Source organism: Siminovitchia thermophila, assembly GCF_016909185.1.
In the GTDB taxonomy this organism is placed as follows: domain Bacteria; phylum Bacillota; class Bacilli; order Bacillales; family Bacillaceae_C; genus Siminovitchia; species Siminovitchia thermophila.
Genome location: NZ_JAFBFH010000003.1, coordinates 202,465 through 219,682, shown reverse-complemented (window position 1 = coordinate 219,682; position 17,218 = coordinate 202,465). Strand labels below are relative to the sequence as shown.

Here is a 17,218-nt window from a genome sequence, read left to right as displayed (position 1 = left end):
TGTTTCTAGGCAATTCAAGTATAAAAGAATTGGATGTTTGCGTGTATATTTTTATGTGCAAATTATGTGGAAACCCCAACATTTAGTATAGAGCCTTTTTGCTTTACCCAATATCATTCCTCTTTTTGCCCAGTGATGATTTTTGCCATTGTTTCTATGTCCATTTGACTGTTGAGCTCATATTCTCCAATTTGGAGAAGACGCTGCATATTGTTCTTTGAAAGATATGTATTCAGGTCATCCGCTGTTTTGATAAGTCCGGCTTTTGCCAACTGTTCACTGACGTCTTTTGAAGTCATACCATCGCCAATATTCAAATACAGAACCTTTACACTTTCTTGCTTATTCGTGGAAGCTTTTTCAAGCTGGCCCTCATATTTTTTCTTCCAGTCCTCCGACTCTTTTATGAGTTTGTCATAATCCTCTTGTTTGATTTCCACATAGCCGGCTTTGGGTTGCGACTTTTTTTCTGCCTTCTTTTCTGCGTAAGTCATTTGTTTTATGACGAGTAATATGACGGCACAAATAAATAGAACGGCGGCCAGTTTTCTGAAAACGTTTCTAGCCATGATGAAATCCTCCGGATACTTTGCCAGCCTCAACAATTTGTTTCACTGTTTGGACAGAAAGGGATGATTGCCTGGCTATTTGCTCTAGGGTGAATCCCCGGTCGTGTAGGGCAAGCACCTGATTTTTCAAAATTTCATTGACATTGGGAAGAGTGGTAGTACTTGGCGTTTGGGAGGCAGACATGTCGGTGAAGCCTTTCTCCATCAGCAACTCTTCTTCCAATATACTGATTCTCTTTTTCATATTTTGGTTTTCCTTGAACAAGGTCATTGTCAGCTCTTCAACCTCTTTTTCCAATTCTTTCGTGTGGTTTTTTTGAAAAAATGACAAAATGAAAAATAGGGTTGATGCGCATAATAAAATAAGAATGGCAATATCCATAATTCACCTCTAAATTAGTACTTCTTCTATTTTATACCATACAAAACAATTCAGCCACATTTCTACAAATTTTGCATGATTCTCTTTTTAGATTAGAGACTGGAATTCCCTGATAAAAAGTGATATTATATAAAAGTCCTGTAATGGTGTATAATGTGAGAAGTTTGGAGGGAAAGACAGTCATGCGCGTTAATATTACATTAGCTTGCACAGAATGCAATGAGCGTAATTATATTTCTACAAAAAACAAACGCAATAATCCTGATCGCCTTGAGTTGAAAAAATACTGCCCAAGAGAAAAAAGGGTTACATTGCATCGTGAAACAAAATAACACGCGAAAGAGCCAGAGCACGGTGAACGCCGATGATACTGGCTTTTTCTATATTCAGGAGATGTTTGTATGGATAAGAAATCACTTAGAAAAATGATGGGAGAAAAACTGCAAACGCTTGACCGCTTCCGCTATGAACAGATGTCTTATGAGATAGGAAAATCATTGGTTGACACCGAGGAATGGAAAGAAGCGAAAACGGTTGCATTGACGGTTTCCAGATTTCCCGAAGTCGATACATGGCAGTTGATCCGGAAAGGGTGGGATCAGTCCAAAAGAGTAGTTGTGCCAAAATGCCATGCCGAAACAAAACAGATGACTTTTCGACAAATCCACTCATTTACCAACTTGGAACATTCTTTTTTTGGCTTGTTCGAGCCGAAAGAACATGAAACGGATGCCGTATCTAAAGAAGAAATTGATTTGGTGATTGTTCCTGGATTACTGTATAACAGGGCCGGATATCGAGTGGGTTTTGGCGGTGGCTATTATGACCGGTTTTTAAAGGATTACCGGGGTTATACCATTTCTCTCGCTTTCTCATTTCAGCTGATAGATCACTTACCACATGAAGAATATGATATTCCTATAGGAAAAATGATAACGGAAAAAGAAATCATTCGTACATAACAATGAATAAACCCTCCCGATCGTAGCACAATAGGAACAGGAGGGATTGAGATGAAGAAAATGACAAACATTTTATTGCTTGTTGCCGCCGCTTCGCTGGCATACCAATGGCGCTACAAGATTTTGAATGCTTTTCTTGGCAATGAGTCCATCAGAAAGATGAGCGTAGGGATGGCGATGAATATCCTGGGAGTCAGGGATCGATTTACCGAAAGTGTATCCCGAAAGTAATCATCACGACCTGGCCGCGGGTCTTTTTTTATTTTCATGGGCTTGAACTCCGGTGTATATGTGTGCATTGCTTTACAATCTCGTATCCATTTAGCTATATTAGAGTGACAGGAAGCGGTATGAGCCGCAGAAAGCGGGGCAACAAAATTGATGGAACGTGAACAGTGGATGTTTTGGCGCCTGGCTCAACTTTTTATCCAGGAATTACATTATAGACTTGTGCGCTTAAATGAAGATGAAAATGAGATTTGGCTCGAAGCGGAGCGCAATAAACGCATCCATTTTATTCGTCTGATTTCCACGAACCTTGACTGGTCCAATTGGTTGAAGCGTGACATTGAAAAGACATGGGAACAGGCGGAAAGATTACGGAAGCATCTATTCAAAAAAGAGTTGAACGTGGTAAATATATATGTGACACAACACCCGCCGGTTGATGATTATGACTGGGTCATTGAAAGGCCTTTTATGGCGGGGAGTGGGAAAACAAAAGTAGAAACAGTCATTTTGGCGCGGGAAACTGCTGAAGATACCTTTGTGCGGCTGGGAAAACATTTTGAGTTCGCTTTCCCGCTGTCCGAAATGAGCTTTCTTGAATCGGATCATATATCCCTTAAAGAACAAGTCATCCACCATGCGCGGGAACAGGAGAGGGAAGAAAGAGCATTATTTGAGTTTGGCAAACCGTTTTTTACGTATCTATTTATAGCTGTCCAAATTTTCATGTTTTTTCTTGTTGAGATAAAGGGTGGAAGCACGAATGTTCAAACACTCATTCGATTTGGGGCGAAATATAATCCCTTAATCCTTTCGGGTGAATGGTGGCGCTTTTTTACGCCGATCTTTTTACACATCGGGATTTTGCATTTGATCATGAACACTTTGGCGCTCTTTTATTTGGGCACGGCTGTTGAAAGAATTTTTGGGCGCCTGCGCTTTTTATGGATTTATCTTTTCTCCGGGTTTACCGGCTCTGTTGCCAGTTTCCTTTTTACGGATAACCTTTCTGCGGGAGCAAGCGGGGCCATATTCGGTTGTTTTGGCGCTCTTTTATATATTGGCGTGATGAATACACAGTTGTTTTTTAGAACAATTGGCACAAACGTCCTTTTTCTGATCGGAATCAACCTTGTGTTTGGATTTACGGTGCCCGGCATCGATAATGCGGGTCACATCGGCGGGCTGGTCGGCGGCTTTTTGGCAACGGGGGTCGTTCATTTTCCGAAGAAAAGAAAATGGGCAACGCAATTCCTGTTTTTGGTGATAGCTGCCATCGCAGTAACATTAGCCCTATACGGCGGGTACCATGCCGACCGTGCGGATGTGATCAATGCCCGGGCTAAGAAGCAAATCGAAAACAGAGAATTTGAATCAGCTTACGACATGTTGTCACAGTCTATTTCACAAGGGAAAGGGGACGCGGTGACTTATTTCCAACTCGCCTATACGGAAATTCAGTTCCACAAAATGGAAGATGCGAAAAAGCATTTGCAAAAGGCGATCGAATTGGAGCCGCACTTTTCTGAAGCACATTTTAATTTGGCCTTGCTTTATTATGATGAAGGAAATCTCGAACTTGCCAAAGAACATGCTGCGAAAGTGGAAAAAGTAGGAGATGAACAAAAGTTTCAGGACTTTATCGACAAATTAGAAGAGCAATAGGTGGTTTGAATGAAATCTGCATTCGATGTACAACAATTGTTAAAGAGGTTTGGCATTTTTGTTTATTTGGGTGACAGAGAAGCCGAATTACAGTTGATGGAAGATGAGATCAAAGAAATATACTCTGCCGGACTTATAACACCGCAATATTTTCAAAAAGCAATGATCATATTAAAAAGCGAGATGAATAAATATAAGAGCGGCCATTAAATGGGTGGTTGGGAAAAAAGTATTTCAAATCTCTTCCTTATATGCTAAAATAGATCTTTGTTTACGGTATAAAAACTCGTAAATTTCTTTTTTTATGTTAAAAAATGAAACTTTTTATGCTTTCAAACGTCTAATATTAAGGTGAAGAGCATACGTTGGCTTAATGAGCAAGTCTCTTTGCTAGGATATTGCAAGTTGATTTTTTAAAAGAATCATATTATGATAGACGGTAGTTTCTTTTTTGATATTCTATAAAATGGAAACAATCGCGAATTTGGTTTGAGGAAGCAAACAGGAGGTCATAAGATGAGCAGGCTAAAAATTCAAAAGCTCTCCATTCCGGTAGTAGCGGCCGTAATGCTCTGGCTAAAAACATACATCGTATATAAAACAAGTTTTGACATCAAGATCGAAAATATTATGCAGGAGCTTATATTATTCATCAATCCATTAAGCTTTTTGCTGTTTGCTTTTGGTATTGCATTCTTTTTTAATTCGGAGAAAATTAGAAACCGTTATGTAATGGCCACAAGCTTTATTCTGGGGTTTATATTATATGCCAATATTGCATTTTACAGGTTTTTTACAGATTTCATCACTTTGCCTGTTTTGTTCCAGACAAGCAACTTTGCCGACTTGGGGGACAGTGCACTAACCGAAATTCATTGGTATGACATCATTTACTTTGTGGATGTCATCATCCTTGCCGTGTTCATGAAATATAAACGCAAGGTAGAAGAATTCGTGCCCGTTAAAAAAATGCACCAACGCGCTTATTTTCTTGTCGCCTTTGCGTTGCTCTTTTTAAATATCGGACTGGCAGAAACAGAGCGGCCCCAGCTTTTAACGAGAACATTTGACAGGGAAATGCTTGTTAAAAATTTAGGAACATACAATTACCATTTGTATGATGTTTTTCTTCAATCCAAATCATCTGCTCAAAGGGCAATGGCTGACGGCAGTGAGCTTGTCGATATTGACAACTACGTCCGGGCCAATTACGTTAAACCGAATGAGGATATGTTTGGCATTGCTGAAAACCGAAATTTGATTGTCGTTTCTTTGGAATCTGTTCAGTCATTTGTCTTAAACAACGATGTATATGGAGAAGAAGTTACACCGTTTTTAAACAGCTTCATTAAAGATAGCTATTACTTTGACAATTTTTATCATCAGACAGGGCAAGGGAAAACGTCCGATTCGGAGTTTTTACTTGAAAACTCATTATATCCGTTGAACCGCGGAGCTGTATTTTTTACGCATTCCGGAAACGAATATGATTCAATGGCCGAGAATTTAAGCAAGAAAGGCTACTATACATCAACGATGCACGCGAATAACAAAAGCTTCTGGAATCGCGACATCATGTACCAGGCACTTGGTTATGATTATTACTACTCGGCAACAGATTATGAAATTACCCCTGATATTTCTGTCGGCTGGGGTATGAAAGACATTCCTTTCTTCGAACAGTCAGTTGAAATGATGAAGGAAATGCAGAAGCCGTTTTATACAAAAATGATTACCTTAACAAACCACCATCCATTCAGATTGGATGAGGAAGATAAATTTATTGATGAATATGATTCAAAAAGCGGTACGCTAAACCGTTATTTCCAAACGGTCCGCTATACTGATGAAGCTGTAAAAGCATTCATTCAAAAATTGAAAGATGAAGGGTTGTATGACAATTCGATCATCGTCATGTATGGTGACCATTACGGCATTTCTGAAAATCATAACGAAGCAATGGCACAATATCTTGGAAAAGAAGTGACTCCTTTTGTCAGTGTGCAATTGCAGCGCGTTCCTTTTATCGTTCATATTCCAGGTGTTACGGATCAAGGAAAAGGGAAAACCATTTCCAAAGTGGGCGGTCAAATTGACTTGAAGCCAACACTGCTGCATTTACTCGGTGTGGACACGAAATCAAGCATTCAATTCGGTGAAGATCTGTTTTCCGATGACCACCGTGATTTTGCAGTATTTCGTGACGGGAGCTTTATCACCAAAGATTATGTTTATACGGATAATACATGCTATTCGAAGGAAACAGAACAGCCGGTTGAAGGCTCGTTATGTGAACCATATAAAGAGAAAGCTCGTGTGGAACTTGATTATTCGGATAAGATCATTTACGGGGATTTGCTCAGATTTTATGAATCAAGAGATTATCGAGGCAACTTAATGGAGCAGCAACAATAACAGAAACCGCAGTGAAAGCTGCGGTTTCTTTTTGATCTGTTGTGAGTTTCACGGTCTATAGTAAACTAGCGAAAGCAGAGGTAACAGCTATTAGAGCGAAGTGGAAATGGTGTGAAATCGGACCGGCGAACCTTCGGTTTAGTCCTGAATACTTTTGGGCGAGTTTGCAGCATAAAAAAGCCATTAATCATTCAATAACAATACGGGCAGACATATTTGTCAAAGAGAGCTTGTTCTTTCATTGAAGTCATTTTGCCCAGGCTGTCATTGAAACAAGCCTGATCTCAATAGAAGAGACGCCTCGTAACCTTCAGTTGCGATGAAAAGGCGGGATTGCATGCAAGCAGCCATATGAGCTCTCAGAGGCAAACATACAAGCAGGTAACACATTATTGCTTATGATGCCATCTCAAAAGTGATAAGCACGATATTGGCTATGAAGAGCGCTTTAGCATTGCAAAGAACCGAGTGTGGGGCATTCGCTTTCAATTTTGCGCAAAATAAAAAAGGCTGTGGCACAACTAAATCAGCTGATGAAAAAACGAACAATAAAGTGAAACTTCATTCAGGAGGAGTTTTCTTGCTCTCCTACTGAATGTTAGTTGAACCAATCGGGCACCTTACATGTCGGATAAATTGTCCCAGTGTATCATACGCAAGCTTTTAGCGTAGCAAAATAGGTAGACTCCTGCGGGAGTAGCTCAAGCCCGCAGGAAAGCGATCTTTGCTTTCCGACGAAGCTGAAGAGACCTGCGTAAAGCGAAATATGTTGACGTAGCGAAGATAGGGATTTTTTTAACACAAATAAACCGAACAATTTTAAATGAATTGTTCGGTTTTTGCTATTTTGTATTTGCTTATGTTCCAGCCTCTTTACTCAAGGTAAGAGTAAAATTGCGTCAGCGCTCAGCGACTGGGAAACTTCGTTCTCTTTTCCTCGAGAAAGTGAATTGAGGGCACTACGACGGTAACATCACGTGCTCCTGCGCCGCAGCTTATTCGGTGAAGCTTGTTCAGCTCGCACAATGCCTGCAGAAGCAAATACATGGTAATCTGCGTATGTGTTTCTTTTCAGATCGTATATCACTGAACAGGCGCTTGCGCTTTTCTTACAAGGTCACATTTTTATTCCGGATATCCTGAAAAAATAAATGTCATGACCGAAAAGAATCCGAATACCCCGACAGTTCCCAGAGAGAAAATGATACCTAATACGTTTCTGTTTTTTAAAGAGCTGACCAATGCAAACACTGCAAGTATCGAAACTAAGGAGAAAATAATTGCTGTACCCATTTATTTAAGAGCTCCCTTCTAAGTGATAATAAGGAAATATACTATGTATTAGTAAGATGCCGCTCCTCATATTTTAAAGCTTTTTATCCTGTTTGTCGAGCTTCAAAAGTGACACTTCCTTGAATCTTACTTATTTTGCCCGTTCCTTCCAGTCTTAAACGTTAACCTTTTATTTTTCATGATCGTTCATGGTAAACTTGAAAAAGAGAAAACAGAAAGGAGCTTGCAAATGAATTTGAAGCAAATACCCCTCGGCCCTCTTCAAGCAAATTGTTATTTGCTTTTTAATGAAAAAAAAGAGTGTGTCATTTTCGATCCGGGTTTTGATGGGGAACGGCTCATTGAATACATGAAGCAAGAAGGATTCAAACCCATTGCTGTTCTTTTGACACATGCGCATTTTGATCATATTGGCGCTGTGGAAGAAGTACGGAATCATTGGGGAATCCCAGTTTACATCCACGAATTGGAGAAGGACTGGTTAATGGACCCGTCATTAAACGGATCTGCCCGTTATCCAATGGAACCGATTTCCGGGAGACCGGCAGACCACCTATTTACCAAAGAGGAAAAGGTGGAGATCGGTCCATTTACCTTGGAGCTTTTGGAAACTCCCGGTCATTCCCCAGGAAGCCTTTCTTATTACATAAAGGAAATGGGCTCTGTTTTTTCCGGCGATGCCCTTTTTTCCGGCGGCATTGGAAGAACAGACTTACCCGGTGGAGACCATGCCACATTAATTGAAAGCATCCACCAAAAGCTGTTTACACTGCCTGATGATACGGTAGTTTTTCCCGGACACGGCCTTTCCACGACAATTGAGACAGAGAAAACAAGCAATCCGTATCTTGTTTAGAAATCAAAAGAAAGCTTCCGCCATCTTAGGAAGCTTTCTTTACGGATTAATTTAACCCTCCGCCAGGCGGCATTAAAAATAGGGTATAGTATGTAAAACCAGCGAAAAATACAGTCAGGTATGCGCCGAACACATACATATACATCCGTTCCGTCAGATTCAAATAGCCAAGCAATACAAAGAATCCTGTCTGGCCAAGAAAGAGTAGCGCGGTTTTATCCATTCCGCCAAGATAAAACATAATAGTAAAAATACCAGTCCAAAAACCTAATACTCTGTACATGCGATCCATAAAGAATCCCTCCTTTGCAGCATGTAGTCCATCAATTTCTTATTATAAATGAAAACGAATCAAAAAGTAAACATATTCGAAGCCTTGTTTGTGTCGAATGCGTGATAAAGTGAAACTTCAATCAGTGCGGCTTTTTGCCCAGTTATAAAAAAATCCTGTCGGCAAGTTTAAGCAAAGACGCCCTCGAAAGCTTCGGGCGCATCCGATGTTTCCGCAGCTTCCTTTTCCTGTCGACCTAAGCCAATCCCCAATCGAGCTATAGTGGCAGGTGATCGTCTTACCTCGAACTTTTAAAGCGGGGCTCATACTGCCAGTTCAATAAAGCGGGATAAACGTATTATTTAGTTAGTATGCCCGCTTTTCGGTTTTTGAAAAAGATTTTTCAAATTAAAGAAGGAGAAACGGATTTTATGTCGAATACATGTATTAAGCAAAATAAAGGTGGTGTTTTATGATTTATGTCCATTGAGCGTACAGCCGACGAGCTTATTTCACTGGCAGCCAGGCTGGGCGTGACGGATGTACACATTGTTCCCCGGAGGAAGGATTACTTGATCAAATTTCGCCTCCACGGTCATCTGATACCGCGTAAACCGATTCCCCCCATAGCCGGAGAACGGCTCATTTCCCATTTAAAGTTCATGGCTTCCATGGATATAAGCGAAAAACGAAAACCGCAAAGCGGCGCATGGCAGACTCACTGCCATGGGAAACAGATTTCGCTTCGCATTTCTACCCTTCCAACCGCCCTTTCAAAGGAAAGCTTGGTTATTCGTATCATCCCCCAAAAACAGTCATTTTCACTCGAAAAAATGTCATTGTTTCCAAAGAGCATTCAACAACTGTATTCAATGATGTCTTTGTCACACGGCATGATCATCTTTAGTGGACCGACAGGCAGTGGAAAGACCACGGCCATTTATAAGTTGGCGGAATATAGCTGCAAGAGAGTACAGAGAAATATGATTACTTTGGAAGATCCCGTAGAAAGTCAAAGCGATCTTTTTCTTCAGGTTCAGGTAAATGAAAAAGCGGGAATTACTTATCACACCGGGCTGAAGGCTATTTTGCGCCATGATCCCGATATGATCTTTATCGGTGAGATTCGCGATGCGGAAACAGCCAAGATCGCCATTCGTGCTGCCATGACAGGCCATCTTGTCCTCACGAGCATGCATACAAGAAATGCAGAGGGCGCTGTTGATCGTCTATTGGAATTTGGTGTAAATCCTTTGGAAATTGAACAGACGGTTATTGGGGTGGCGGCCCAAAGGCTTGTCTCTCTTTTATGCCCGTATTGTAAGGGGAGGTGCTCTGAATTTTGCAGGCGGGACGGATTCCCGAAAAGGACGGCCGTATTCGATGTAGTCAATGGCGAAATGCTGCAGACAATGATCAAAACGGCCAAAAAAGGGGGGAGGGTAAGACGGTCAAGAAACTTAGAAAGTATGATTAGAAAGGGGATTGCGCTTGGCTACATTTCTTGTGAGGAATATGATCGTTGGGTCGTTGAAGAGAAGCAAGAAGCTGCGTCTGAAAGAACAGGGAATCTTTTTAAATCGTATCTCTGAAATGACAGATAAAGGTTTTTCGCTGGCTGAGTCGCTTGATTTTCTTGGACGGATGCATGAAAGGCATCTGCCAAAATTCCAAGCGATGATAGACGGTCTGCAAAGCGGAGAGGCTATTCACAGTGTATTTCATCAACAAGGGTTTGATCGTCAGGCATGCTCTCAACTTTATTTTGCTGAAAAGCATGGTTTTATCACAACAGCCATGAAAGAATCCGGAATGTATTTGCTCAGAAAAGATGAACAACGAAAAAAAATGTTGCAACTGCTGCAATATCCATTCATATTACTGCTCATTCTAGTGATCGTGGGTTTCCTCCTCCATCATCTCTTGCTGCCTCGTTTCCAAATGTTTTATGATTCGATGGGCTATGAGCCCAATATGGCACTAAAATGGTTTCTCCATTTCATTCAAACGTTTCCCTATTATTTTACGTTTTCCTTAATGACAATAGGTTGTTTGTTTATCGTTTTATTACGCATACTCCACAGAAAGTCCGCACTTGACAGAGCCCAGTTTTTTTCAAAAACCCCGTTTATTCACTCCTACTATAAGCTGTACCGAACGATCTTCCTTGCCAGAGAATGGAGCTTTTTATTAAAAAGCGGCTTTTCGGTCAACGAAATCACTCAAATTATGTTGACACAGCCTTTTCAGCCTTTATTAAAAGAATCCGCCGGTGAGATTAAGAGCATGTTGAAAATTGGATATTCCTTTTCGGAGGCTCTTATTCACTTAGGGTTTTTGGAAGAGGAATTGATTGAGATTGTTGCCCACGGCGAACAAAACGGAAAGCTGGACAGTGAGCTGCTTTTTTACAGTGAATTTTGTCTGCAGAGGCTGGAAGAAAAAACAAGGAAGATTTTTACTATTTTCCAGCCTGTTATGTTTGTATTAATCGGGATCATGGTGATTGCCATTTATATGTCGATCTTTTTGCCAATGTTTCAGATTATTGATTCCATTTAATGAGGAGGATACACAATGTTGAAGTTTTTTCGGAAAAATCAGAAGGGATTTACATTAGTGGAAATGATGGTAGTTCTTTTGGTCATTACAGTGTTGATTCTTGTCGCGCTTCCGAATGTGACAAAACACAGCTCAAACATTAATAACAAAGGATGCGATGCGCTCAGGCACATGGTGCAGGGACAGGTTGAGGCCTATCGGTTGACACACCAACAAATTCCTTCTTTTACTGAGTTGCAAAGAGAAGGTTATGTAAAGGAAAAAGACAACACTTGTCCAAACGGTAAAACTTTGGTGATTGATTCTAACGGGGAGGTCAAAGTATCGTCAAATTGACATGAGAATCCTTCAACATATTCGGTCTGTAAAAGGCTTCACTTTGCTTGAAATGCTCATCGTATTAGCTGTTGTGTCGATAATGCTCGCAGTTGGAATAGCAGGGGTTAAACCTGTTATGGAATGGGTGCAAAAACAAATGTTCATCACTCAGCTTGAGTCCGATTTATATTATGCCCATTCATATGCCATTAACAGGAAAGAAACCATTGTGTTTCGATTTTCAAAGGAGCAAAACGTATATGAGGCAGCATCTGGCAGAAAAACCATTATCAAAAGAAAGTTTCCAGACTCCATCAAGATGACAGGCGGCAATTTATCTCGTTTCCATATTACACCGGAAGGAACGATTTCCTATTTTGGAACCGTTCAATTTCAGGTGAATGATACCGCCGTTAAACTAACAATTTATTTAGGGAGGGGAAGGTTTAATGTTAAAAAGTGAAGACGGTTTTACTCTTCTGGACGGACTGGTATCATTCAGTTTCTTACTGCTTGTCGCTTCTTTGCTTTTCCCCTTATTGTTTCGCATGATCGATGTACTAAGTGAGGGAAAAAAAGAATTAACAGCCTACCGATTGCTGTATGAGCAGGTAGAGGAGTCGATTTGGTTGAATGATTGGGAGAACAGGCGGCTCATTCGAGAGAATATAGAATATGTATTTTCTTTTCATGATGTTCAAGAGAAAAAGAAAGCGTGTGTAACCTATGAAAGTAAAACAGTCTGTATGGAACAATGAATGCGGCTTTACATTGCTGGAGGCGATTATGACAATGGTCATTTCCAGTTTAATCCTGTCTTTTATTCCGCTTATGTATCTTTCATATGCGGCGGTGGAACGAAGCATTTCAACGGAGAAAGATTACGAATGGAACATTTTCCTTATTCAATTTCGTCGAGAACTGTATAGCGCCGAAGATTGGACAGTGGGATCCGATGAGCGGATTCTCATAGAAAAAAACGACATACCCATTTCATATGAACGTTACGGAAGGGTCGTCCGAAGGAAGGTTCGTGATAAGGGGCACGAGATTGTATTGCAAAATGTAGCGGGATTTTCCTTCCGGAAGGAAAGGCCAGGGATATATATGATGGTGGAATTTGCCGATGGAACAACGAAAGAAGCTTCACTTTATCCGGTGTTTGGATGGGAGGATGAATAATGGGGAATGAGCGGGGCGCTGTTTTTCCTTTAACACTCATGATCGTTTTTATTGCCTTTTTGATAGCAAGCCAAACGGCTTTTATCTTTATATCCCAACATGGATATTTAAAAGAGATAAGCAATTATTATAAGCAGGAAGGGGAGCGTTTGTTGAATGAGACGCTTTGGGAAGAGGATGAGTGAACGAAAAGCAAATAGTTTTTTCAAACGCTTTTAATGCATTCATATGAAGGGGTGCAGTTTGGTGACTCCGAAGGGATTATCCAATATGTAACCCCCTCGCTTTCTAGTAAGGAGGCACTAAAAATCGGGTAAATGGGCATACTCTTTTAAAAAAGAAAGGTGGTCTGTTGATGTCGACTAACGACTATGTCAAATACATGACAGAAACGTTCATTAAGCATTTGGAGAAGCCGAGATCGGAACGAAAAGAGTCAAGGAAGAAGAGGAAAGAAGGAAAAGGCCCCTTCTTGTTAAACTGGTTTGGGCTGATTCCCGTTTCACTCGTCATGTTGTTTAAGAGGGAAGGACGCAACTAAATATTTAGATTGGCGAGGCAAGGTAAAAAAGACCACCATTTATGATTTCAATGTTGATTTTCGGTTCATATTGGTCAATCAGTGCTTTTTTCTCGATCTCGTACGTTTCCGGCTTGTCAACTTGATCGGCATAAAATTGGTCTAACAGATTCAAGTCTTCCTCCTGTCTCTTTTTGGCCAATACGGCCCATGAATGGTCACTGGCTGCAATTTCATTCTTTACAAATGCATCGATTCTTTTTAAACCGCTGCCGGGTTTGATGATGGGGGAAATTGTAAAACAATAATCCGGGATTTTTGGTACGAGCTGGCGGCTTTGCATTTTTTCATGAAAATGATCGACGAGCATGCCGTTTATTAAATGGAGCCCGAAGGATTTTAACACATCCCGTTTCCTGTCGGAACGATATGATATTTTCAAATTCACATTCAGCCAGGGATAAAGCGGAACGGATTGAAATGGAGGTGGATTTGGCTGTTCGTACAACCGGATATAGGCTGCCATTTTTTTGGCTGAATGGAATAGTTGGTGAAGACGGGGGGCGCCAAAATGTATATATTCACCCTTTACATTTTCCGGAGCTTTTTCTTCATCTGTAATAAAAGTCAGTTTTCCCGGATTGGGTATTCCGCCCGTCTTTTCTAAATATGTCCAATAAAATGGTCGATTCATCAGTTCTTTATCCATTTCTATCGTTAATTGGACGGTTAAAAATCCGGGGCCGTTTTCCAAAATGGTGCATTGCGTCGCTTCAAAAAAGTTCTCAAGATATTGATGTATTTCTTGTTGAAGCATTTGTTTCACTTTCCTCTCTTATGGAATCAGCAAACTGGATGAAGGCGGAAAGGTTTGCCATCTTCACCTTCAGTTCCCCTTCCGACTTGGATTCCTTGAAAATATCATGCATATGTTCCTCGATACTGCCAAATTCCAGCTTTGCCAGAATATCATCCAATTCTCCGACTACACGCTCAAAGAGTTTAATTTTTTGCGTCAGCAAATTGACAATATGTTCTTCAATTGTATTTTTCACTGCGAAGTTAAAAATATACACATCTTCCTTCTGGCCCAGTCGGTGCACCCGGCCAATTCTTTGCTCAAGGCGCATCGGATTCCATGGCAAGTCAAAGTTGATGACGTGGTTGCAAAACTGCAAATTTATCCCTTCGCCACCGGCTTCGGTTGCGATCAGTACTTGCACGTGATTTTTGAACAATTCTTTCATCCAATCTTTTTTCCCGCGCTTAAAACCTCCGCGAAACGGAACAGATTTAATCCCGTGCTGCTGCAAAAACCATTGCAAGTATAGTTGCGTAGCACGGTACTCTGTAAAAATAATCACTTTATCATTGATTTTTTTAATCAATTCGAGCGCTTTCAGTGCTTTTGAGTTTTGTGATACGGCATCTATCTTTGTTTGCAAAAATGTAAGCTTGTTCACATATTCATCTGAGAGGTTTTCATATTTTTGCAGCATGTTTTTTAATGTAAAATAAACGGCTTCCCGGCTGCTGCACGCTTCCCGCTGTAAAGTAATAATTGAAAAAGCATTTGCTGTATAAGATTCACAGGACTCCCTTAATATATCAATCCCATCATAAAGCTCGCGTTCCTCTTTGCTGAATTCAATCGGAATGGTTTCAACATGGCGCTTTGTCCATTCAATTTTGGTGTCAGCTCTTCTGTTCCGAATCATTACTTTATTAATCAGGCTTTTTAAATGTTCATTTTCTTGCTTTGATAATTTTTTATTTTTATATTTCTCCAAAAAGCTGCTTTGGCTCCCTAGATGGCCTGGCTTTAACAAGGAGACGAGGTAGAAAATTTCCTCAATTTTATTTTGAATCGGTGTTGCCGTCAGCAACAGACAATACTTTTTGGGGAGAGATTGCACGAACTGGTAATTTTTCGTTTTATGATTTTTCAGCTTGTGGGCCTCATCAACAATGATACAATCAAAATCTTGTTCGGAAATGATGTCGCAGTGAGGGCTCCGTTTTGCTGTATCAATGGATGAAACGATACAGTCATACTGACCCCATACATAACTTTTTGTTGCCGCAACGGCATGGATGTGGAATTTGGAATTCAGCTCGTATGTCCACTGAGAAACGAGAGATGCAGGGACAAGGATCAATGCCCGTTTGACAAGGCCGCGAATCATATATTCTTTTAAGATCAATCCCGCTTCAATTGTTTTTCCCAGCCCCACCTCATCAGCTAAAATGGCTTTGCCGTTCATATTTTCCACAACGACAGTGGCCGTTTCCAGTTGATGGGGCAATAATGTTAGTTGAGGCAAATGGTTCGGTGCGACTAGACCCTCAAACTCAGGAACGAGTAGCTGTTTTTCCGCGGTTAATGCCAGCTTGAACAATTGTTGATTGGCCCAAGGGCCATCCTGTTCGATTCGCTCCAGGAAGCCCGGAAGCCATTGGGTATCAGATTGGATAGGTACCTTCATCGTGAACGCCTCTCCTTTTCTATGTATGATTGAGGAAAATGTTTGAACAATTGGCAAAAGAATGGTACGATGTGTGTAACTAGCAAGCTTCGCATGATAATAGTATAACCAGTCTCAAAAAGAATATAGGCGAATGATGACAAGAGGAGAGACCGATGAATTTTCGGCGCCGAAGGAGCAAGCGCGAACCCGTGCGAATCTCTCAGGCAAAAAGACTCTTGTTTGACGCAACTCTGGAGAGCGTTTTCTTCCTACGAGAAAACCACCAAAGAAGAAAGCCGATCTTAAAGCGGTCAAACTTTCAGGTCCCAAGACAGAGAAACCTTTTCATAGGGGTTTTTCTGTCTTTTTTTATTGCCTGATGTTACATAAAAGATAAAAAGGAGGAAGGACAATGTCAGAATTAAAACGAACCCCTTTGTATCCTTTGTATGAAAAGTACGGGGCAAAGACAATTGATTTTGGCGGCTGGGATCTTCCTGTCCAGTTTTCCAGCATAAAAGAGGAACATGAAGCCGTCAGGGAAAGAGCAGGCATTTTTGATGTTTCCCACATGGGAGAAGTGTTGGTGACAGGGAAAGAGAGTGAAGCGTTTCTTCAAAAATTGATGACCAACGATGTATCCAAACTGAAGAAGGGCGGCGCTCAATATACGGCAATGTGCTATGAGAATGGCGGAGTCGTAGACGATTTGCTCATCTATCGGCTTGATGAAGAAGAATACTTGTTGATCGTGAATGCCGCCAATACGGATAAAGATGTTGCCTGGTTAACACAATACGCGGATAAAGATGTCGAAGTGAAGAATGTCTCAGACCAATATGCCTTGATTGCGATTCAAGGACCGAAAGCGCAATTGATTTTGCAAAAAATTGTAAAAAATGTGGATTTAAGAGATGTCAAATTTTTCAAATTTCAACAGAATGTTGATGTAAACGGAGCGAAAGCTCTTGTTTCCCGAACTGGGTATACAGGTGAAGACGGGTTTGAAATTTACTGTAGCCCGAAAGACGCCACTCAAATATGGGAAGATCTGCTAAAAGCAGGCAAGGAAGAGGGGATTCAGCCTTGTGGGCTTGGTGCACGAGATACGTTGCGCTTCGAGGCGACTTTGCCGCTTTATGGACAGGAATTGTCCCCGGACATTTCTCCTTTAGAGGCAGGCATCGGATTTGCCGTAAAACTCAATAAAGAAGAGGACTTTATCGGAAAAGAAGCCCTGACAAAGCAAAAGGAAAACGGCGTTTCTAGAAGACTTGTAGGTATCGAAATGCTGGAGCGGGGCATCCCGAGGCATGGCTATCCCGTATATAAGAATGATGAAGAAATTGGGTTTGTCACGTCGGGAACACAATCTCCTACGCTGAAAAAAAACATCGGCCTTGCTCTCATTCAGTCTGAGTACAGTGAAGTAGGGAATGAGTTGGAAGTGGCTGTGCGCAAAAAACGTTTACAAGCAAAAATCATTAAAACGCCATTTTATACACGTCCAAAAAAATAGGATGGGGG

Annotated in this window: 22 protein-coding genes and 1 riboswitch; of the genes, 16 read left to right on the top strand and 6 right to left on the bottom strand. The window is 41.0% G+C overall.

Annotated elements, in window-relative coordinates; genetic code table 11:
- Positions 1 to 113: 113 nt before the first annotated feature.
- Both JOC94_RS03730 and JOC94_RS03725 read right to left on the bottom strand, forming a co-directional pair.
- Complete coding sequence (locus JOC94_RS03730; RefSeq protein ID WP_077109969.1) at positions 114 to 569, bottom strand: endolytic transglycosylase MltG; 456 nt, start codon at positions 567 to 569, stop codon at positions 114 to 116.
- Positions 562 to 951, bottom strand: coding sequence for a helix-turn-helix domain-containing protein (locus tag JOC94_RS03725; protein ID WP_077109970.1), 390 nt, complete (start codon positions 949 to 951; stop codon positions 562 to 564). The genes JOC94_RS03730 and JOC94_RS03725 overlap by 8 nt, the downstream gene beginning before the upstream one ends.
- Before the next feature lie 182 nt (positions 952 to 1,133).
- Here JOC94_RS03725 and rpmG point away from each other — a divergent pair, with 182 nt between their 5' ends.
- The 6 genes from rpmG to JOC94_RS03695 all read left to right on the top strand — a co-directional run bounded on the left by rpmG (position 1,134) and on the right by JOC94_RS03695 (position 6,221).
- Positions 1,134 to 1,283 carry a 50S ribosomal protein L33 gene (gene rpmG / locus JOC94_RS03720; protein WP_077109971.1) on the top strand — a complete coding sequence of 50 codons (150 nt, stop codon included), beginning with the start codon at positions 1,134 to 1,136 and terminating at the stop codon, positions 1,281 to 1,283.
- A gap of 69 nt (positions 1,284 to 1,352) precedes the next feature.
- Positions 1,353 to 1,913: a 5-formyltetrahydrofolate cyclo-ligase gene (locus JOC94_RS03715; protein ID WP_077109972.1), complete on the top strand. Its 561-nt coding sequence runs from the start codon at positions 1,353 to 1,355 to the stop codon at positions 1,911 to 1,913.
- Between the two features lie 51 nt (positions 1,914 to 1,964).
- Positions 1,965 to 2,144: a hypothetical protein gene (locus JOC94_RS03710; RefSeq protein ID WP_205178695.1), complete on the top strand. Its 180-nt coding sequence runs from the start codon at positions 1,965 to 1,967 to the stop codon at positions 2,142 to 2,144.
- Between the two features lie 150 nt (positions 2,145 to 2,294).
- Positions 2,295 to 3,806, top strand: coding sequence for a rhomboid family protein (locus JOC94_RS03705; RefSeq protein WP_236016963.1), 1,512 nt, complete (start codon positions 2,295 to 2,297; stop codon positions 3,804 to 3,806).
- Between the two features lie 9 nt (positions 3,807 to 3,815).
- Positions 3,816 to 4,016, top strand: a complete 201-nt coding sequence (locus JOC94_RS03700; protein ID WP_205178685.1) for a YqgQ family protein — start codon at positions 3,816 to 3,818, stop codon at positions 4,014 to 4,016.
- A 306-nt stretch (positions 4,017 to 4,322) separates the two neighbouring features.
- The gene (locus JOC94_RS03695; protein WP_205178683.1) at positions 4,323 to 6,221 is read left to right on the top strand and encodes an LTA synthase family protein; all 1,899 of its coding nucleotides are present in this window, start codon (positions 4,323 to 4,325) and stop codon (positions 6,219 to 6,221) included.
- A gap of 1,125 nt (positions 6,222 to 7,346) precedes the next feature.
- Here JOC94_RS03695 and JOC94_RS03690 read toward each other — a convergent pair.
- The gene (locus tag JOC94_RS03690; RefSeq protein WP_077111393.1) at positions 7,347 to 7,514 is read right to left on the bottom strand and encodes a DUF2759 domain-containing protein; all 168 of its coding nucleotides are present in this window, start codon (positions 7,512 to 7,514) and stop codon (positions 7,347 to 7,349) included.
- Between the two features lie 229 nt (positions 7,515 to 7,743).
- On the opposite strand from JOC94_RS03690, the gene JOC94_RS03685 reads away from it, so the two are divergent.
- Positions 7,744 to 8,370 (top strand): MBL fold metallo-hydrolase, encoded by a 627-nt coding sequence (locus JOC94_RS03685; RefSeq protein WP_205178681.1) that lies wholly within the window; start codon positions 7,744 to 7,746, stop codon positions 8,368 to 8,370.
- A gap of 46 nt (positions 8,371 to 8,416) precedes the next feature.
- Here JOC94_RS03685 and JOC94_RS03680 read toward each other — a convergent pair whose 3' ends face one another.
- Positions 8,417 to 8,662: a DUF2626 domain-containing protein gene (locus JOC94_RS03680; protein ID WP_077111389.1), complete on the bottom strand. Its 246-nt coding sequence runs from the start codon at positions 8,660 to 8,662 to the stop codon at positions 8,417 to 8,419.
- Positions 8,663 to 9,120: 458 nt separating this feature from the next.
- Between JOC94_RS03680 and comGA the strand changes: the two genes are divergently transcribed.
- The 8 genes from comGA to JOC94_RS03640 all read left to right on the top strand — a co-directional run bounded on the left by comGA (position 9,121) and on the right by JOC94_RS03640 (position 13,244).
- Complete coding sequence (comGA, locus tag JOC94_RS03675) at positions 9,121 to 10,233, top strand: competence type IV pilus ATPase ComGA (protein ID WP_205178679.1); 1,113 nt, start codon at positions 9,121 to 9,123, stop codon at positions 10,231 to 10,233.
- Entirely contained in the window at positions 10,133 to 11,203 is a 1,071-nt protein-coding gene (gene comGB, locus JOC94_RS03670) for a competence type IV pilus assembly protein ComGB (RefSeq protein ID WP_205178677.1), read from the top strand. Before comGA ends, comGB begins: the two co-directional genes overlap by 101 nt.
- A gap of 15 nt (positions 11,204 to 11,218) precedes the next feature.
- Positions 11,219 to 11,539 (top strand): competence type IV pilus major pilin ComGC, encoded by a 321-nt coding sequence (gene comGC, locus JOC94_RS03665; protein ID WP_077111384.1) that lies wholly within the window; start codon positions 11,219 to 11,221, stop codon positions 11,537 to 11,539.
- A 1-nt stretch (position 11,540) separates the two neighbouring features.
- Entirely contained in the window at positions 11,541 to 11,984 is a 444-nt protein-coding gene (comGD, locus tag JOC94_RS03660; RefSeq protein WP_268920949.1) for a competence type IV pilus minor pilin ComGD, read from the top strand.
- Positions 11,971 to 12,279, top strand: a complete 309-nt coding sequence (locus JOC94_RS03655; RefSeq protein ID WP_205178673.1) for a type II secretion system GspH family protein — start codon at positions 11,971 to 11,973, stop codon at positions 12,277 to 12,279. Before comGD ends, JOC94_RS03655 begins: the two co-directional genes overlap by 14 nt.
- The gene (comGF, locus tag JOC94_RS03650) at positions 12,248 to 12,703 is read left to right on the top strand and encodes a competence type IV pilus minor pilin ComGF (RefSeq protein WP_077111379.1); all 456 of its coding nucleotides are present in this window, start codon (positions 12,248 to 12,250) and stop codon (positions 12,701 to 12,703) included. The genes JOC94_RS03655 and comGF overlap by 32 nt, the downstream gene beginning before the upstream one ends.
- Entirely contained in the window at positions 12,703 to 12,888 is a 186-nt protein-coding gene (locus JOC94_RS03645; protein ID WP_205178671.1) for a hypothetical protein, read from the top strand. Before comGF ends, JOC94_RS03645 begins: the two co-directional genes overlap by 1 nt.
- Before the next feature lie 170 nt (positions 12,889 to 13,058).
- Positions 13,059 to 13,244: a YqzE family protein gene (locus tag JOC94_RS03640; protein WP_077111377.1), complete on the top strand. Its 186-nt coding sequence runs from the start codon at positions 13,059 to 13,061 to the stop codon at positions 13,242 to 13,244.
- Between the two features lie 4 nt (positions 13,245 to 13,248).
- Here the strand turns inward: JOC94_RS03640 and JOC94_RS03635 are convergent, their stop codons facing one another.
- Together JOC94_RS03635 and JOC94_RS03630 are read right to left on the bottom strand one after the other, a co-directional pair.
- Positions 13,249 to 14,040, bottom strand: a complete 792-nt coding sequence (locus tag JOC94_RS03635) for a YqhG family protein (protein WP_205178669.1) — start codon at positions 14,038 to 14,040, stop codon at positions 13,249 to 13,251.
- Positions 14,009 to 15,709, bottom strand: a complete 1,701-nt coding sequence (locus JOC94_RS03630) for a DEAD/DEAH box helicase (RefSeq protein ID WP_205178667.1) — start codon at positions 15,707 to 15,709, stop codon at positions 14,009 to 14,011. The genes JOC94_RS03635 and JOC94_RS03630 overlap by 32 nt, the downstream gene beginning before the upstream one ends.
- A 133-nt stretch (positions 15,710 to 15,842) precedes the next feature.
- Positions 15,843 to 15,937: riboswitch (glycine riboswitch) on the top strand.
- Between the two features lie 166 nt (positions 15,938 to 16,103).
- Between JOC94_RS03630 and gcvT the strand changes: the two genes are divergently transcribed.
- Entirely contained in the window at positions 16,104 to 17,210 is a 1,107-nt protein-coding gene (gcvT, locus tag JOC94_RS03625; protein ID WP_077111372.1) for a glycine cleavage system aminomethyltransferase GcvT, read from the top strand.
- The last annotated feature ends 8 nt before the right edge of the window (positions 17,211 to 17,218 follow it).

What these genes read in the sequence shown, in the direction of transcription:
- JOC94_RS03700 (WP_205178685.1), top strand. Translation starts at nt 3,816, where the DNA reads ATGAAATCTGCATTCGATGTACAACAATTGTTAAAGAGGTTTGGCATT.
- JOC94_RS03730 (WP_077109969.1), bottom strand. Translation starts at nt 569, where the DNA reads ATGGCTAGAAACGTTTTCAGAAAACTGGCCGCCGTTCTATTTATTTGT.
- JOC94_RS03640 (WP_077111377.1), top strand. Translation starts at nt 13,059, where the DNA reads ATGTCGACTAACGACTATGTCAAATACATGACAGAAACGTTCATTAAG.
- comGD (WP_268920949.1), top strand. Translation starts at nt 11,541, where the DNA reads ATGAGAATCCTTCAACATATTCGGTCTGTAAAAGGCTTCACTTTGCTT.
- JOC94_RS03710 (WP_205178695.1), top strand. Translation starts at nt 1,965, where the DNA reads ATGAAGAAAATGACAAACATTTTATTGCTTGTTGCCGCCGCTTCGCTG.
- JOC94_RS03715 (WP_077109972.1), top strand. Translation starts at nt 1,353, where the DNA reads ATGGATAAGAAATCACTTAGAAAAATGATGGGAGAAAAACTGCAAACG.
- JOC94_RS03635 (WP_205178669.1), bottom strand. Translation starts at nt 14,040, where the DNA reads ATGCTTCAACAAGAAATACATCAATATCTTGAGAACTTTTTTGAAGCG.
- comGF (WP_077111379.1), top strand. Translation starts at nt 12,248, where the DNA reads ATGAAAGTAAAACAGTCTGTATGGAACAATGAATGCGGCTTTACATTG.
- comGC (WP_077111384.1), top strand. Translation starts at nt 11,219, where the DNA reads ATGTTGAAGTTTTTTCGGAAAAATCAGAAGGGATTTACATTAGTGGAA.
- JOC94_RS03725 (WP_077109970.1), bottom strand. Translation starts at nt 951, where the DNA reads ATGGATATTGCCATTCTTATTTTATTATGCGCATCAACCCTATTTTTC.
- JOC94_RS03690 (WP_077111393.1), bottom strand. Translation starts at nt 7,514, where the DNA reads ATGGGTACAGCAATTATTTTCTCCTTAGTTTCGATACTTGCAGTGTTT.
- JOC94_RS03685 (WP_205178681.1), top strand. Translation starts at nt 7,744, where the DNA reads ATGAATTTGAAGCAAATACCCCTCGGCCCTCTTCAAGCAAATTGTTAT.
- JOC94_RS03695 (WP_205178683.1), top strand. Translation starts at nt 4,323, where the DNA reads ATGAGCAGGCTAAAAATTCAAAAGCTCTCCATTCCGGTAGTAGCGGCC.
- rpmG (WP_077109971.1), top strand. Translation starts at nt 1,134, where the DNA reads ATGCGCGTTAATATTACATTAGCTTGCACAGAATGCAATGAGCGTAAT.
- JOC94_RS03630 (WP_205178667.1), bottom strand. Translation starts at nt 15,709, where the DNA reads ATGAAGGTACCTATCCAATCTGATACCCAATGGCTTCCGGGCTTCCTG.
- gcvT (WP_077111372.1), top strand. Translation starts at nt 16,104, where the DNA reads ATGTCAGAATTAAAACGAACCCCTTTGTATCCTTTGTATGAAAAGTAC.
- JOC94_RS03655 (WP_205178673.1), top strand. Translation starts at nt 11,971, where the DNA reads ATGTTAAAAAGTGAAGACGGTTTTACTCTTCTGGACGGACTGGTATCA.
- comGA (WP_205178679.1), top strand. Translation starts at nt 9,121, where the DNA reads ATGTCCATTGAGCGTACAGCCGACGAGCTTATTTCACTGGCAGCCAGG.
- JOC94_RS03645 (WP_205178671.1), top strand. Translation starts at nt 12,703, where the DNA reads ATGGGGAATGAGCGGGGCGCTGTTTTTCCTTTAACACTCATGATCGTT.
- JOC94_RS03680 (WP_077111389.1), bottom strand. Translation starts at nt 8,662, where the DNA reads ATGGATCGCATGTACAGAGTATTAGGTTTTTGGACTGGTATTTTTACT.
- JOC94_RS03705 (WP_236016963.1), top strand. Translation starts at nt 2,295, where the DNA reads ATGGAACGTGAACAGTGGATGTTTTGGCGCCTGGCTCAACTTTTTATC.